Consider the following 16,002-nt stretch of genomic DNA (forward strand, 5'->3'; position numbering starts at 1 on the left):
AAACCCCTGCCGTCACTCGAATGTGCTAATCCGCGGGTGATACGCCCGCGGACCCACCCCCGGCCGTCCTAGGCTCCTGAGCCCGGACAGGTACGGCTGGGGGAGGCGTCATGGAAGGGATTCCGGCGCGGGCGCGCGGATACGCCGCCTGTGTCGCCCTCGGCGCCCTGCTCTGCACGCTCCCCGCGCTGCCCGGCGCGCGCACCCCCTGGTGGGCCGTCGCCCTGCTCGCCGCCCTGTACGCAGGCGGCGAGCGGTTCGCCCGGCGCAGGTTCGCCGGCACCCTCCACCCGGTGCTGCTGGCCGGGGCGTTCCTGCTCTCGCCGGCCGCGGCCGCTCTCGTCCCGCTGCCCGGGGCGCTGTTCTCGCACGTCGAGCGGCGCCCCTTTCTGCTGCGCCGGGTCTGGCGGGCCGCCCACGCGTCGCTCGCCGTGTGGGCGGCCGCCCGGGTGCACGCCGCGCTCGGCGGGCGGGACGCCGTGGCCGGCTCCGACCTGCCGTACGCGCTGCTGCCGGCCGGCGCGGCCGTGCTGGTGTTCTGCGCCGCGCTCGCCCTGCTGGACGGCGGGATGCTCGCGCTCGCCGAGGGGCTGCCGCTGCGGCGGGCCTGCCGGGGGCTGTTCCTGCGCTCCCTGGCGCCGCTGGCCGTGCACGGGCTCGGCGGGCTGATGATGGCCGTGCTGTGGCTCAGCCCGTACGGGCCGGTGGCCGCCCTGCTCGTGCTGTTCCCGATGGCCGTGTCGTGGTGGGTGTTCGCGCAGTACCACCGGGAGCGCGCCGCTCACCAGGCGACCATCCGCGCCCTGGTGCAGGCCGTCGACATCAAGGACGGCTACACGCGCGGCCACAGCGAGCGCGTCGGCCAGGCCTCGGTGCTGATCGGGCGCGAGCTGGGGATGGACGAGGACATGCTCCGCTTCGCCGGGATCCTGCACGACGTCGGCAAACTCGGCGTCCCCACCCGGCTGTTGCGCAAGGAGGGGCCGCTGACCCCGCAGGAGCGGCGCGTGATCGAGCTGCACCCCGAGTACGGGCACGAGATCACCCGCGGGATCTCCTTCCTCGGCGAGGCCCGCTCGGCGATCCTCCACCACCACGAACGCATCGACGGCAAGGGCTATCCGTACGGGCTGGTGGGCAGCCAGATCCCGGAGCCGGCCCGAGTGGTCGCCGTCGCGGACGCCTTCGACGCCATGACGTCCACCAGGTCCTACAGCAGGGCCCGGCCGGTGCACATCGCCCTGGAGGAGCTGCGGCGGTGCGCGGGCGCCCAGTTCGACCCCCGGATGGTCGCGGCGCTGGCGCACGTCATCGCCCGGGACGGCTGGCATCCCGTCGTGACCGCCGAGGAGGACCGGCCGGCCGTGCCCGCGCAGAGCTCCGACGACCGGTCCGAGGTACGCCGATGACCGTCCGCCGCTCGCACGTCGCCCTCCACTCAGCGGCCGCGTTGCTCGTCGGCGTCTCCCTCCTCGGCACGTTCCTGACGGGCGTCGAGGACCGCCCTGTCGCGCTCGCCTTCGGGATCCTCGTCGCCGTCGGAGAGCTGACCCGCCCCCAGAGCGGGCCCCGGCTGCGGGAGGCCGCGCCGCTCGGCGCCGCCGGGTCACTGTCGTACGCGCTGGTCGGAGGGCACGCCGGGCACCCCACACAGCACGGGGTCACCCAGGTCGTGGCGGTGGTGGTCGCCGCCTCCCTGCTCGGCAGCGTGCCGCAGCTGGCCCGTGGACAGGCCGTCCTCGACCACCTGGTCCGGCGGGTACTGGCCGTCGGGTTCGCCGCCGTCTGCTTCCAGCCCCTCCACAACCGGGGGGTGTTCGACGGCTGGAGCGGGCCCGCCTACGCGCTGCTGCTGCTCGCGCTGCTCGTCCTGACCGTGCTGTGCGACGCCGTGGTCGCCGCCGCGCTCGCCCGCTCCCGTACCGGCTGGCCGTTCACCCCGCTGCTGCGGGACGAGCTGCGGGCGGTACCCGGGATCGGTTCGGCCGTCTGCGCGACGGGAGCGGTGATGGCGCTCGCGGTGGCCGTCGTCGGGCTGTGGGCGCTGCCGGTGTTCTCGGTGCCGCTGCTGCTCACCCAGCTGTCCCTGCGCCGGTACGCGGCGGTGCGGGCCACCTACCGGCAGACCATCGCCTCACTGGCGCGGGCCACGGAGATCGCCGGGTACACCCCGGCCGGGCACGCCCGCCGGGTCGCCGCCCTCAGCCAGGCCGTGGGCCTGGACCTGGGGCTGCCGGAGCCCGAGCTGACCGTCCTGGAGTACGCGGCCCTCATGCACGACATCGGCCAGCTCAGCCTCGTCGACCCGGTCCCGGCCGGTGCCACCGCCGGGCTGCCGGCGGCCCAGCAGCGGCGGATCGCGCTGCTCGGCGGGGCCGTCGTCCGCCAGACCGGGGCGGGCGCCCAGGTCGCCACGGTCGTCGAGCGGCAGGCCGATCCCTACCCGGAGCAGCCGGTGGCCGCGCGCATAGTCCGGGTGGTGAACGCATACGAGGAGAAGGTCCGGGGCAGCGGTCCCGGTGGGCCACTCGACGCCCTGGAGGAGCTGCGCCTCGGCACCGGCGGGGAGTACGCGCCCGAGGTGGTGGAGGCCCTGGCCAGGGTGCTTTCGCGGCGTTGTCTGACCTCGCCCGTGGGTGGGTAACCCATGGGTAATGAGCGGCCCTCCGGCCACACGTGGTTGGATGCGAGGGAGAGAGTGTCCGGGGGCACTGGCCAGCCCACAGAACGGAACTGGCAGGCGGGAATCGTGAGGATCTTCGGCAAGGGACGGCACCGGCCCTCCGCCTCCTGGCGGCAGGCCACCGACCGCGCGTTCACGCTGATCGGCGACGGGCGGTACGAGGACGCGGGCGCGCTGCTGACACGTGCCGCGGACCTGGAACCCTGGCTGTCCGAGTCCTGGTTCAACCTCGCCCTGCTGCACAAGTTCCGGCACGACTGGGAGCAGGCCCGCACGGCGGGGCTCCGCGCCGTCGCCCTGCTCGACCGCGAGGCCGGCGCCCCCGACTGGTGGAACGTGGGCATCGCGGCCACCGCCCTCCAGGACTGGCCGCTGGCCCGCCGCGCCTGGCAGGCGTACGGGCTGCGGGTGCCCGGCAACGCGATAGGCGCGGGCGAGCCGGTCGGGATGGAGCTGGGCAGCGCGGCCGTACGGCTGTCGCCCGAGGGCGAGGCCGAGGTGGTGTGGGGGCGGCGGCTGGACCCCGCCCGGATGGAGGTGCTGTCCATCCCGCTGCCGTCGTCCGGGAGGCGCTGGGGCGAGGTCGTGCTGCACGACGGGGTCCCGCACGGCGAGCGGACCACGGCCACGGGCCACTCCTACCCGGTCTTCGACGAGATCGAGCTGTGGGCGCCGTCGCCCGTGCCGACCTGGGTCGTGCTGCTGGAGGCGGCCACCGAGTCCGACCGGGACGCGCTGGAGCAGTTGGCGGCCGACGCGGGCTTCGCGGCGGAGGACTGGTCGTCGTCGGTGCGGCTGCTCTGCCGGATGTGCTCGGAGTCACGGATGCCGTCCGACGAGGGTGACGGTGAGCATCTCGACCCGCACGACCACAGCGAGCCGGGGCATCCGGGTCCGCTCGGGCACCGGACGGACGGGCAGCTGTGGGTGCCGGAGCGGGAGTGCGGCGTGGCCGCCCCGGCCTCTCTCGTCCGGGCGTTGCTGGACGGGTGGGTCGCCGACAGCCCCGATTCCAGAGACTGGCGGGACCTGGAAGAGGTCTGCTGACCGCTTTCGGTCGCGTGTTCGTCGTGGCTGGTCGCGCCGTTCCCCGCGCCCCTGAGGGGGCGCGCTGCCCGTACCCTGTATCGAGCATTCACCCCCTGTCTGTTTGAGGAAGGCATCGTCGGTCATGGCGCAGCAGGACACCGATCAGCAGCACGCGGGCGTGCTCCCCGTGGACGACGAGGGCTTCGTCATCGACACCGAGGAGGCGGAGGCGCGCGAGCTGGCATGGCGTGAGGCCGGCACCTCGCGGCCGATCACCGTCGTCGGGAACCCGGTGCTGCACAAGGAGTGCAAGGACGTCACCGAGTTCGGCGAGGAACTGCGGCAGCTGGTCGCGGACATGTTCGCCTCGCAGCACACCGCCGAGGGAGTGGGCCTGGCCGCCAACCAGATCGGCGTCGACCTGAAGGTCTTCGTCTACGACTGCCCCGACGACGAGGGCGCCCGGCACACCGGCGTCGTCTGCAACCCGAAGCTCGTCGAACTGCCCGCCGACCGGCGCCGGCTGGACGACAGCAACGAGGGCTGTCTGTCGGTGCCCACCGCCTACGCGCCGCTGGCCCGTCCCGACTACGCCGAGGTGACCGGGCAGGACGAGCAGGGCAATCCGATCAAGGTGCGCGGCACCGGATACTTCGCTCGGTGTTTGCAGCACGAGACCGACCACCTGTACGGCTACCTCTACATCGACCGTCTGTCCAAGCGTGAACGCAAGGATGCCCTGCGGCAGATGGCCGAGAACGAGCCCCGTTATCCCGTGGTCGCCAACGACTGAGCCCACCCGCACCACCACGACGCCCGGCCGGGATCCCTCCGGCCGGGCGTCGTTCGTGTGTCCGACGGACGTTCGATCGCTTACGCACATCCACTGCACATCTGCTGATCCTTAACCAGTCACGCAGGGGCGGATTCTCGGCATGTTGGGGTGGTGAATGAAGCAAATCCGTTCCCAGAACGGTCAGTTGTAGTGCTGAATGGGAAGTGCGGGGATACGCAACGGCGCACGCCCGGCACGGGGTGAGGGGTGTGTGCCCACTGGCGGCTGAGAGGGGTTGTCCGTGCCAGCTTTCCCATACAGCACCACATACAGCACCACAGCGACGGTGGCCGTGCCCGCGGTCCCTCCCTCGCTCTCTCTTCCGGTCATCGAGGCGGCGTTTCCCCGGCAACTGCATCCGTATTGGCCCCAGTTGCAGGAGAAGACGCGCTCCTGGCTGCTGGAAATGCGGTTGATGCCGGCGGACAAGGTCGCAGAATATGCCGACGGACTTTGCTACACCGACCTGATGGCGGGCTTCTACCTCGGCGCACCCGACGAGGTCATGCAGGCCATCGCCGACTACAGCGCGTGGTTCTTCGTCTGGGACGACCGGCACGACCGTGACGTCGTGCACGGCCGGACGTCCTCCTGGCGGCGGCTCAGGTTCCGCTTGCACGCGGCCCTGAACTTCCCGGCGGAGTATCTGTGCCACCCGGATCCGCTGGTCGCCGGGCTCGCGGACAGTGTGAGCCGGCTCCACTCCTTCCTTCCCGGTACCTGGAACGCCCGGTTCACCCGGCACTTCCACGCCGTGATCGAGGCGTACGACCAGGAATTCCACAACCGAATCGAAGGGCGCATTCCCGGAGTCGAGGAATACCTGGCGCTGCGTCGGCTCACCTTCGCGCACTGGATCTGGACCGACCTGCTGGAGCCGAGTGCGGGACGTGAACTCCCGGACCTGGTGCGGAAACACCCCGCATTTCACCGTGCGGCGCTGCTGAGTCAGGAATTCGCGGCCTGGTACAACGACCTCTGCTCGCTTCCCAAGGAGATAGCGGGCGATGAGGTGCATAATCTCGGAATCAGTCTCATCACCCATGAGGGACTGACTCTGGAAGAGGCGGTCGATGAAGTCAGGCGACGCGTCGAGGAATGCATTTCCGAGTTCCTCGTCGTCGAGAAGGACGTCTTACGGCTCGCCGACCGGCTGGCCGACGGGACGGTCCGCGGAAATCAACTCGGCGCCGCCGTGCGGTCCTGCCTCGGCAATATGCGGAACTGGTTCAGTTCCGTCTACTGGTTCCACCACGAGTCCGGCCGATACATGGTCGACAGCTGGGACGACCGGTCCACGCCCCCGTACGTCAACAACGAAGCGGCAGGTGAGAAATGACCGTCGAGTCGGTGAAACCCGCGTCCCCCGCGGCGCCCGAACTGCGTGAGCCACCTTTGGCCGGTGGCAGGGTCCCGCTCCTCGGACACGGCTGGAAGCTGGCCCGCGACCCGCTGGCCTTCCTGGCCCAGCTCCGCGACCACGGCGACATCGTCCGCCTCAGGCTCGGCCCCAAGACGGTGTACGCCGTCACCGCGCCGGAGCTCACCGGCGCCCTGGCGCTCAGCCCGGACTACATCATCTCGGGGCCCCTGTGGGAATCCCTGGAGAGCCTGCTCGGCAAGGAGGGCGTGGCCACGGCCAACGGCCCGCTGCACCGCCGCCAGCGGCGCACGATCCAGCCCGCGTTCCGGCTCGACGCCATCCCCGGCTACGGGCCGATCATGGAGGAGGAGGCGTACGCGCTCGTCGAGCGCTGGCGGAACGGTGAGGTCCTCGACGTCACCGCGGAGTCCTTCCGGGTGTCCGTGCGCATCTCCGCGCGCTGTCTGATGCGCGGCAGCTATATGGACGCCCGGTCCGAGCGCATCACGTCCGCGCTCGCCACACTGTTCGCCGGTATGTACCAGCGCATGGTCGTGCCCCTCGGGCCGCTTTATCGGGTACCGATTCCGGCCAACCGCGAATTCAACCGGGCGCTGGCCGATCTGCATCGGCTGGTGGACGAGATCATTGCCGAACGCCGTGCATCCGGTCAAAAACCGGACGATTTGCTGACGGCTTTGCTGGAGGCGAAGGACGAGAATGGTGAGCCGATCGGGGAACAGGAGATCCACGACCAGGTCATCGCGATACTCACCCCGGGCAGCGAAACAGCCGGCTCTGTGGTCATGTCGCTGCTCCACGTCCTCACGGAGCACCCCGACCAGGTGGACAAGATCCGCGAAGAGGTGAAAAGGGTCGTCGGTGACCGCCCGATCGCATTCGGCGACGTCCGAAAGCTCCAGCACACCGCCAATGTCGTCGTCGAGACCATGCGGCTGTATCCCGCCGTATGGATATTGACCCGGCGCGCGGTGACCGAGACCGAGCTCGGCGGCTACCGCATTCCCGCGGGCGCCGACATCGTCTACAGCCCGTACGCCGTACAGCGCGATCCGCGGTCGTACGAGCGGCACACGGAGTTCGATCCCGACCGCTGGCTGCCCGGCGGCTCCCCGGAGGTGCCGAAGTACGCCATGACGCCGTTCGGCGTCGGCAACCGGAAGTGCCCGAGCGACCACTTCTCGATGGCCGAGCTGACACTGATCGCCGCGGTGGTGGCGTCCGCGTTCCGCTTCGAGCCGGTGCCGGGCTCCGACAACCGGACGCACATCGGCATCACGCTCCGGCCGCGCCGCCTGCTGCTGCGGGCGGTGTCCGGGTGAGAGCCGCGGCTCAGGCGACGGCCTGCGGGCCGCGGAACGTGCGCCGATAGGCGTTGGGGGACGTCCCCAGCGCCTGCACGAACTGGTGGCGCAGGGCGCCGGCCGTACCGAAGCCGGCGCGCCAGGCGATCGCGTCCACCGTCTCGTCCGTCGCCTCCAGCAGGTGCTGGGCCAGCAGCACCCGCTGACGCAGCAGCCACCGGTAGGGGGTGGTGCCCGTCTCCTGCTGGAACCGGCGGGCGAAGGTGCGCGGTGACATGTGGGCGCGTTCCGCGAGCTGCTCCACCGTGACCTCCTCGTCGAGGTGCTGCTCCATCCACGCGAGCACCTCGCCGACGGTGTCGCACCGCGACCGGGGCAGCGGCCGCTCGATGTACTGGGCCTGGCCGCCGTCCCGGTGCGGCGGCACCACCATCCGCCGGGCGATCCGGTTGGCGACCTCGGGCCCCTGCTCCTTGCGGACCAGGTGCAGACAGGCGTCGATACCGGCGGCCGTGCCGGCCGAGGTGATCACCGGGTCCTCGTCGACGTACAGCACGTCCGGCTCGACGGCCGTCCGGGGGTAGCGGCGGGCCAGCACGTCCGCGTGCCGCCAGTGCACGGCGCAGCGCCGGCCGTCGAGCAGCCCCGCGGCGCCCAGCACGAACACCCCGGAGCACACGCTGAGGACCCGGGCACCCCGGTCCACGGCCCGGCGCAGCGCGTCGAGCAGCTCGGGCGGATATGCGCGGTCGATGTTCGCGTCCGCGGCCGGTACGGCGATCAGGTCGGCCTCGTCCAGCCGGTCGAGGCCGTACGGCGTGGACACGGTGAGCCCGCCGACGTGGGTGCCCAGGACCGGTCCCTCCGCCGACACCACGGCGAAGTCGTACACCGGCAGCCCTTCGTCGCTCCGGTCGAGGCCGAACACCTCGCAGACGACGCCGAGTTCAAAGGGATGCACACCGTCGACCAGGACGGCGGCCACGTTTTTCAGCATGCTGCCAGTGTGCACCCGAAGTGGCAGGAATTTGAAGGTGTGCGGCAGTCCTGCCACTCACGGTCAGGAGTGTCCGGCGGCAGACTGATGTCCATGAACACGAACCAGATCGAAGGCCTCATCGGAATGCTCATGGTCCTCGGGATCCTCGTCCTCCTGGTCCTCCCGTCCGTGTTCGGCATCGTGCGCGACCGGCGCGCCGACCGGCGGATCAGGGAGGCCCAGGAGGCCCGAGGAGAGAGGGAGGGTCAGAAGTCCTCGTCCAGGTCGACGGTGCCCTCCACCGCGACCTGGTACGCCGACGGACGGCGCTCGAAGAAGTTGGTCAGCTCCTGAACGCCCTGGAGCTCCATGAAGGAGAAGGGGTTCTCCGAGCCGTACACCGGGGCGAACCCGAGCCGCGACAGACGCTGGTCGGCGACGCACTCGAGGTACTGCCGCATCGAGTCGGTGTTCATGCCCGGCAGCCCCTCGCCGCACAGGTCGCGCCCGAACTGGAGCTCGGCCTCGACGGCCTCCCGCAGCATGGCGGTCACCTGCTCCTGGAGCTGGTCGTCGAAGAGCTCCGGCTCCTCCTTGCGGACGGTGTCGACCACCTCGAAGGCGAAGCTCATGTGCATCGTCTCGTCACGGAACACCCAGTTGGTGCCCGTGGCGAGACCGTGCAGCAGACCCCGGCTGCGGAACCAGTAGACGTACGCGAAGGCGCCGTAGAAGAACAGGCCCTCGATGCACGCGGCGAAGCAGATCAGGTTGAGCAGGAAGCGGCGGCGGTCGGCCTTGGTCTCCAGCCGGTCCAGCTTCTCGACCTCGTTGATCCACTTGAAGCAGAACTCGGCCTTCTCACGGATGGACGGGATGTTCTCGACCGCGTCGAAGGCCGCCGTCCTGTCCTCCGGGTCGGGGAGGTAGGTGTCCAGGAGCGTCAGATAGAACTGGACGTGGACGGCCTCCTCGAAGAGCTGCCTCGACAGATAGAGGCGCGCCTCGGGTGAGTTGATGTGCTTGTACAGCGTCAGCACGAGGTTGTTCGCCACGATCGAGTCGCCCGTCGCGAAGAACGCGACCAGCCGGCCGATCATGTGCTGCTCGCCCTCGGACAGCTTCGCCAGGTCGGCGACGTCCGAGTGGAGGTCGACCTCCTCGACGGTCCAGGTGTTCTTGATGGCGTCCCGGTAGCGCTCGTAGAAGTCCGGGTAGCGCATCGGGCGAAGGGTCAGCTCGAAGCCCGGGTCGAGCAGGTTCTTCTCGGTCTTCTCGGGTGCGGTGGTCATTACTGGCAGGCCTCGCAGGATTCGGGGTTCTCAAGGGAGCAGGCGACGGCGTCGGGCTCGGTCGCCTGCTGCACGGGGATGGTCTTCTCGGGCTGAGCCTGTGCCTGGGCCGCGCGGGCGATACGGGTCGCCGGGCGGGAGCGCAGGTAGTACGTCGTCTTCAGGCCCGACTTCCAGGCGTACGCGTACATCGAGGAGAGCTTGCCGATGGTCGGCGTCTCCAGGAACAGGTTCAGGGACTGCGCCTGGTCCAGGTACGGGGTCCGGGCGGCGGCCATGTCGATCAGGCCGCGCTGCGGGATCTCCCACGCCGTGCGGTACAGGGCGCGCACATCCGCCGGGATCCAGGCGAAGTCCTGCACCGAGCCGCTGGAGTCGCGCAGCGCCTCGCGGGTGCGGGCGTCCCAGACGCCGAGGTCCTTGAGGTCCTGCACCAGGTAGGAGTTGACCTGGAGGAACTCGCCGGACAGCGTCTCGCGCTTGAACAGGTTGGACACCTGCGGCTCGATGCACTCGTACACGCCCGCGATGGACGCGATGGTGGCGGTGGGGGCGATGGCGAGCAGCAGGGAGTTGCGCATGCCGGTCCGCGCGATCCGCTCGCGCAGGGCCGCCCAGCGCTCGGGCCAGCTGAACTCGACGCCGTAGTGGTCCGGGTGCAGCACGCCCCTGGCCGTACGGGTCTTCTCCCAGGCCGGCAGCGGGCCGTTGCGCTCGGCCAGCTCGGCGGAGGCCTCGTAGGCGGCGAGCATGATGCGCTCGGCGATCCGGGTGGACAGCGCCTTCGCCTCGGGCGAGTCGAAGGGCAGCCGCAGCTTGAAGAAGACGTCCTGGAGGCCCATCGCACCCAGGCCGACCGGGCGCCAGCGGGCGTTGGAGCGGCCCGCCTGCTCGGTCGGGTAGAAGTTGATGTCGACGACCCGGTCGAGGAAGGTGACGGCCGTGCGGACGGTCTCGTCCAGCCGCTCCCAGTCGATCGCGCCGGCCGCCGTGTCGACGAACGCGCCGAGGTTCACCGAACCCAGGTTGCAGACCGCCGTCTCGCCGTCGTCCGTGACCTCCAGGATCTCCGTGCAGAGGTTGGAGGAGTGCACGACGTGGCCCGGCTCGGCCGTCTGGTTGGCGGTGCGGTTGGCCGCGTCCTTGAAGGTCATCCAGCCGTTGCCGGTCTGCGCGAGGGTGCGCATCATGCGGCCGTAGAGATCACGGGCCGGGATGGTCTTCTTCGCGAGGCCCGCCTCCTCGGCCTTGCGGTAGGCCGCGTCGAACTCCTCGCCCCACAGGTCGACGAGCTCGGGCACGTCGGCGGGGGAGAACAGGGACCAGGGGGCGTCGGCGTTGACCCGGCGCATGAACTCGTCCGGGATCCAGTGCGCGAGGTTCAGGTTGTGCGTCCGGCGGGCGTCCTCACCGGTGTTGTCCCGCAGCTCCAGGAACTCCTCGATGTCGGAGTGCCAGGTCTCCAGGTAGACCGCCGCCGCGCCCTTGCGCCGGCCGCCCTGGTTCACCGCGGCGACCGAGGCGTCGAGCGTCTTCAGGAACGGCACGATGCCGTTGGAGTGCCCGTTGGTGCCACGGATCAGCGAACCGCGGCTGCGGATACGGGAGTACGAAAGGCCGATGCCGCCCGCGTGCTTCGACAGCCGGGCCACCTGGTGGTAGCGGTCGTAGATGGAGTCCAGCTCGTCCAGCGGCGAGTCGAGGAGGTAGCAGGACGACATCTGGGGGTGCCGGGTACCGGAGTTGAAGAGCGTGGGGGAGGACGGCAGGTAGTCCAGACGGCTCATCAGCCGGTAGAGGGCGGCGACCTCGTCCAGGGAGCGGGGCGTGTCGTCCTCGGCGAGGCCGCAGGCGACGCGCAGCAGGAAGTGCTGCGGCGTCTCGACGACCTTGCGGGTGATCGGGTGCCGCAGGAGGTAGCGGCTGTGCAGGGTACGGAGCCCGAAGTAGCCGAAGCGGTCGTCGGCCTGCTGGTCGATCAGGGCGTCGAGGCGGACCGCGTGGACGCGCACGAACTCGGCGGTGCGGTCGGCGATCAGGCCCTCGCGGTGGCCGACGGCGACCGATCCGGTGAACGACGTGACGCCCTGGGAGGCGGCCTCCGCGGCGATGCTGATCGTCAGCAGCCGGGCGGCCAGCTTCGAGTAGGCGGGGTCCTCGGAGATCAGGCCCGCGGCCCCCTCCGTGGCCAGCTCGCGCAGCTCCGCGGTGATCTCGGAGGCAGCCCGTGCAGACCGGCCGCGCAGAGCGACGGCGGCGACCCGGCCGGGGTCGGCGTCGGGCAGGTCGGCGGTCAGCTCGGTCAGGGTCCGCAGCAACGCGGTACCGGGACCGTCGGTCTCCAGCTCGGTGACGGAAACCGGGTCGGCTGGCGCGATGGTCACGTGGGGGCTCTCCCTCGCTCGGCGGTGGGCCTTGCGGAGGGCAGGGGGCAGCACACGAGCGCGCGGGGCGTCGCGTCCACCGGCCCACTCCACGAGACCCGGACGTCAGGGCACCCGGACCGGACGGCCGGGCGCGCTGTCGGCAGGACCTCGGACTGAACAGGCGTGCGCATACAGGTATGAACGCACGCAAGTACACCGTTGCGGGACAGTTCCGGATTCGCACCGGATTCCCCTGCGGCGACAGCGAGCATGAGCATACATCTTGTGCTCACCTGTCACGCCACCCCCAGATGTTGTGTCGGGGCGGTTTCAGAGCGTCAGCTGACAGGCGATCGGGGTGAGATCGTTCCGGTGTGGCACGGGATGCCGGTCCCGCTCGGGTGTGCGGACGAAAACCGGATGTTCGCAGACGCGGTCCCGGGTTGCGGAGCGTGCCGGGAGCGATTCCATGGAAGCAGACGTCGGCGCCGTGCGAATCCTCCGTCCCGCGAGTCCGCCGTCTCCGCGAACCGCCTTCTCGGAACTCTCAAGGAGCACGCCATGACGAGGCTCGCCGTCCGCCCGGCAAGGAGCGACCGCGCGACGCGCCGATGGCCACACCGGCCTCCCGGCGGGCGGGACACCGGGTCGGACACGGGTTCGTCGGCCGCCGGCACTCCCTGACGATCCGTCTGGGGGCCACCGCGGCGTCACCCGCCCCAGGAAGTGGCGCCGACGGGTCTCCTGCGCCAACGTCACCAGGGTGATCTGGCCGGTCGCCGCGCCGGCGCTGCTCGCCCGGGTCGGGGAGGGCCTGTTCATCCCCGTCACGCACGACACGACCGGCTTCGGGCAGGGGCGGCAGGGCAGCCAGGGGTTCGACACCGTCTTCAAGTTCGTCGGCCCGATCCGCGCCGCCTCGATCGCCGCCGCGCTCTTCCTGTTCCGGTGGTACCGCTGGACCAAGCGGCGTTGTCTCACCAGGGCGATGCGGGATCCGCGCCGGCTGGTGCCCACCGCCGGAACGACCTGATCCGCCAGGCGGAGACCGTGCTCCAGCAGTCACGCTGCTGGTACGCGCAGCTCAGCGTGTTCCAGGCACCGTGCCTGTGGGAGGGAGCTCCCGGACGGCGCCGGCGGCCCCGCACCGGGTCGGCATGCGGGTCCGCGAACTGGACCGCCTCCGGGACGCGATGGCCAGACGGACGCGGGACCAGGACCCGTCCGGCCGGCCATCGCGTACCCAGGGACACGACCTAGTGGCCGGCGCCCGCCGTCGCCGGGGGCAGCTCCACGGCCACGCCCGGGTCGCCCGCGTCCGCCGTGTAGTCCTCCGGCTTCGTCTCGTCGATGCCGTCGGGAGCCTTGGCGGCCCTCAGGGCGAAGGTCAGCACCACCGTGACGACGACGTTGATCACGAACGCCGTGAGACCGATGTAGCCGATCTCGCCGATGCCCGGGATCTCCTTCGACGAGCCGCCGAAGTGCTTCTGGGTCGGGGACGCGACACCGTACGCGGCGAAGGTGCCGTAGACCATGCCGACCGCCCAGCCGGCGAGCAGGGCCCAGCGGTGGAACCAGCGGGTGAAGAGGCCGCCGACCAGGGCCGGGAACGTCTGGAGGATCCAGATGCCGCCCAGCAGCTGGAAGTTGATGGCGACCGTCTTGTCCATGGTGAGGACGAAGACCAGGGCTCCCACCTTCACGAGGAGCGAGACCAGCTTGGAGACCTTCGTCTCCTGCGCGGGCGTCGCGTCCGGCTTGATGAAGTCCTTGTAGATGTTGCGGGTGAAGAGGTTCGCGGCCGCGATCGACATGATGGCCGCGGGCACGAGCGCGCCGATGCCGATCGCCGCGAACGCCACCCCCGCGAACCAGGACGGGAACATGTCCTCGAACAGCTGCGGGATCGCCAGCTGCCCGTTGGTGACCTTGACCCCGGCCGCGATCGCCATGAAGCCGAGCAGCGCCAGCAGACCCAGCATCAGGGAGTACAGCGGCAGGATGGTGGTGTTGCGGCGGATCACCTCACGGCTGCGCGACGACAGCGTCGCCGTGATCGAGTGCGGGTACATGAACAGCGCCAGCGCCGAGCCCAACGCCAGCGTGGCGTACGTCCACTGGCCGGGTTCCGCCGGTGCCAGCGCGCCGCGCGGCTTGCCCGTCGCCGGGTTGGTCTGGCTGAACGCCTCGCCGGCCTTGGCGAAGATGTCGTCGAACCCGCCCAGCTTGATCGGGATGTAGATGATCGCCACCGCGATGACGATGTAGATCAGCGTGTCCTTCACGAACGCGATCAGTGCCGGGGCCCGCAGACCCGAGGAGTAGGTGTAGGCGGCCAGCACGCCGAACGCGATCAGCAGCGGCAGGTCCTTCACGAACCAGTTGGTGTCCTCGCCGCCGCCGACGCCCATCACGTCGAGCACGGCCTGGATGCCGACCAGCTGGAGCGCGATGTACGGCATCGTCGCCAGGATGCCGGTGACGGCGACCGCCAGCGACAGGCCCTTCGAGCCGAAGCGGCCGCGCACGAAGTCCGAGGTCGTCACATAGCCGTGCTTGTGGGACACCGACCACAGGCGGGGCAGGAAGGTGAAGATCAGCGGGTAGACGAGGATCGTGTACGGCACCGCGAAGAAGCCGGCCGCGCCCGCCGCGTAGATCGCCGCGGGTACGGCGACGAAGGTGTACGCGGTGTACAGGTCGCCGCCGAGCAGGAACCAGGTGACCCAGGTGCCGAACGACCGGCCGCCGAGGCCCCATTCGTCGAGGCTGTCGTTCTCGGCCTTGCGCCAGCGCGCGGCCAGGAAGCCCATGACCGTGACGGCCAGGAAGAAGAAGATGAAGACGGCGAGCGCGACGCCGTTCACGCCGTCCTTCACTCCGACGCACCACCCTTCGCGGAAGAAGAGGCGGCGCGGCCGCGCTGGTCACGCTGCCACAGCTTGTACGCGGTCACGGTGAGCGCGGCGGACAGGGGCACCCACAGCATCTGGTACCAGTAGAAGAAGGGGATCCCGATGAACGCCGGATCCACCTTCGCGTACGACCCCACCCACAGCATCGCCACGAAGGGCGCGATCAGACAGAGGGCGATGGCGACGCGCGCAGGCGTCACCACCGGTTCCCTCGTTTCCTCGTCGGACATCGGCGGCCGTCCCCTCACTCTGATCGCCTTGATCACAGATGTAATGCGCAGGCAATGTAAGTGACGGATAAGCCCAGCGGAAGACCCTCCACAGACCCTCTACGCGGCGGGCTACTCGGTGGGCCGCTTCAGCCGGGCCACGAACTTGTACCGGTCGCCCCGGTACACCGACCGCACCCACTCCACCGGCCGGCCCTCCTGGTCCAGTGAGTGGCGGGAGAGCATCAGCATCGGCAGGCCCACGTCGGTGCCCAGCAGGCCCGCCTCGCGCGGGGTGGCCAGCGAGGTCTCGATGGTCTCCTCGGCCTCGGCGAGCCGGACGTCGTAGACCTCGGCGAGGGCGGTGTACAGCGAGGTGTACTTGACCAGCGACCTGCGCAGAGCCGGGAAGCGCTTCGCCGACAGATGGGTCGTCTCGATGGCCATCGGTTCGCCGTTGGCCATGCGCAGGCGCTCGATGCGCAGCACCCGTACGCCGGCCGTTATGTCGAGGAGGCCTGCGAGGCGGTCGTCGGCGGTGATGTAGCCGATGTCCAGGAGCTGCGAGGTCGGCTCGAGGCCCTGGGCGCGCATGTCTTCGGTGTACGAGGTGAGTTGGAGCGCCTGGGACACCTTCGGCTTGGCGACGAAGGTGCCCTTGCCCTGGATGCGCTCGAGGCGGCCCTCGACGACGAGTTCCTGCAGGGCCTGGCGGACGGTCGTGCGCGAGGTGTCGAACTCGGCCGCCAGGGTGCGCTCCGGCGGGACCGGGGTGCCCGGAGACTGTGTCTCCGTGATGTCGAGCAGGTGTTTCTTCAGGCGGTAGTACTTGGGCACACGCGCGGTACGGACGGTCGCCCCACCCTCGTTCTCCGCACTGCTCACGTCGGTGCTCATGGCCTGCCTTCCCGGCTGCGGGTGCCGAAATGGCCGACACGCCGTCGGCCGCGGCTCACATCGTGGCACGGACGCGGGAATGCTGCCCCACCGTTCCGTGATCCCT

Annotated in this window: 13 protein-coding genes and 1 riboswitch; of the genes, 7 read left to right on the top strand and 6 right to left on the bottom strand. The window is 70.3% G+C overall.

The genetic code is table 11. The annotated features are described in order from the left end of the window. Window positions 1-110 precede the first annotated feature (110 nt). The 6 genes from OG736_RS29045 to OG736_RS29070 all read left to right on the top strand — a co-directional run bounded on the left by OG736_RS29045 (window position 111) and on the right by OG736_RS29070 (window position 7,253). On the top strand, window positions 111-1,409 hold the full coding sequence (locus OG736_RS29045) for an HD-GYP domain-containing protein (RefSeq protein ID WP_327185010.1): 1,299 nt from the start codon (window positions 111-113) through the stop codon (window positions 1,407-1,409). Then, a complete protein-coding gene (locus OG736_RS29050; RefSeq protein WP_327185011.1) occupies window positions 1,406-2,644 on the top strand; it encodes an HD-GYP domain-containing protein in 1,239 nt (412 codons plus the stop codon). Before OG736_RS29045 ends, OG736_RS29050 begins: the two co-directional genes overlap by 4 nt. Window positions 2,645-2,749: 105 nt before the next feature. Beyond that, entirely contained in the window at window positions 2,750-3,730 is a 981-nt protein-coding gene (locus tag OG736_RS29055; RefSeq protein ID WP_327185012.1) for a tetratricopeptide repeat protein, read from the top strand. A gap of 124 nt (window positions 3,731-3,854) precedes the next feature. Beyond that, on the top strand, window positions 3,855-4,505 hold the full coding sequence (gene def / locus OG736_RS29060; protein ID WP_020130774.1) for a peptide deformylase: 651 nt from the start codon (window positions 3,855-3,857) through the stop codon (window positions 4,503-4,505). A 283-nt stretch (window positions 4,506-4,788) separates the two neighbouring features. Beyond that, the gene (gene cyc1 / locus OG736_RS29065) at window positions 4,789-5,886 is read left to right on the top strand and encodes an epi-isozizaene synthase (protein ID WP_327185013.1); all 1,098 of its coding nucleotides are present in this window, start codon (window positions 4,789-4,791) and stop codon (window positions 5,884-5,886) included. Then, on the top strand, window positions 5,883-7,253 hold the full coding sequence (locus tag OG736_RS29070) for a bifunctional albaflavenone monooxygenase/terpene synthase (RefSeq protein ID WP_327185014.1): 1,371 nt from the start codon (window positions 5,883-5,885) through the stop codon (window positions 7,251-7,253). The genes cyc1 and OG736_RS29070 overlap by 4 nt, the downstream gene beginning before the upstream one ends. A 10-nt stretch (window positions 7,254-7,263) precedes the next feature. Here the strand turns inward: OG736_RS29070 and OG736_RS29075 are convergent, their stop codons facing one another. The 3 genes from OG736_RS29075 to OG736_RS29090 all read right to left on the bottom strand — a co-directional run bounded on the left by OG736_RS29075 (window position 7,264) and on the right by OG736_RS29090 (window position 11,890). Then, a complete protein-coding gene (locus tag OG736_RS29075; protein ID WP_327185015.1) occupies window positions 7,264-8,232 on the bottom strand; it encodes a helix-turn-helix domain-containing protein in 969 nt (322 codons plus the stop codon). A gap of 248 nt (window positions 8,233-8,480) precedes the next feature. Beyond that, window positions 8,481-9,506: a ribonucleotide-diphosphate reductase subunit beta gene (locus OG736_RS29085; protein WP_327185017.1), complete on the bottom strand. Its 1,026-nt coding sequence runs from the start codon at window positions 9,504-9,506 to the stop codon at window positions 8,481-8,483. Further along, on the bottom strand, window positions 9,506-11,890 hold the full coding sequence (locus OG736_RS29090; protein ID WP_327185018.1) for a ribonucleoside-diphosphate reductase subunit alpha: 2,385 nt from the start codon (window positions 11,888-11,890) through the stop codon (window positions 9,506-9,508). The genes OG736_RS29085 and OG736_RS29090 overlap by 1 nt, the downstream gene beginning before the upstream one ends. A gap of 124 nt (window positions 11,891-12,014) precedes the next feature. Next, a riboswitch (cobalamin riboswitch) is annotated at window positions 12,015-12,150 on the bottom strand. A gap of 485 nt (window positions 12,151-12,635) precedes the next feature. Between OG736_RS29090 and OG736_RS29095 the strand changes: the two genes are divergently transcribed. Next, a complete protein-coding gene (locus tag OG736_RS29095) occupies window positions 12,636-12,905 on the top strand; it encodes a hypothetical protein (protein WP_327185019.1) in 270 nt (89 codons plus the stop codon). Window positions 12,906-13,128: 223 nt separating this feature from the next. On the opposite strand, the gene mctP is transcribed toward OG736_RS29095, so the two are convergent. The 3 genes from mctP to OG736_RS29110 form a co-directional block, all read right to left on the bottom strand. Next, window positions 13,129-14,754, bottom strand: coding sequence for a monocarboxylate uptake permease MctP (gene mctP, locus OG736_RS29100; protein ID WP_327185020.1), 1,626 nt, complete (start codon window positions 14,752-14,754; stop codon window positions 13,129-13,131). After that, the gene (locus OG736_RS29105; protein WP_142266116.1) at window positions 14,751-15,020 is read right to left on the bottom strand and encodes a DUF3311 domain-containing protein; all 270 of its coding nucleotides are present in this window, start codon (window positions 15,018-15,020) and stop codon (window positions 14,751-14,753) included. The genes mctP and OG736_RS29105 overlap by 4 nt, the downstream gene beginning before the upstream one ends. A gap of 111 nt (window positions 15,021-15,131) precedes the next feature. Beyond that, window positions 15,132-15,896: a GntR family transcriptional regulator gene (locus tag OG736_RS29110; RefSeq protein WP_057603350.1), complete on the bottom strand. Its 765-nt coding sequence runs from the start codon at window positions 15,894-15,896 to the stop codon at window positions 15,132-15,134. Between the last annotated feature and the right edge of the window lie 106 nt (window positions 15,897-16,002).

The organism is Streptomyces sp. NBC_01334, assembly GCF_035983595.1.
GTDB classification, from domain to species: Bacteria; Actinomycetota; Actinomycetes; order Streptomycetales; family Streptomycetaceae; genus Streptomyces; species Streptomyces coriariae.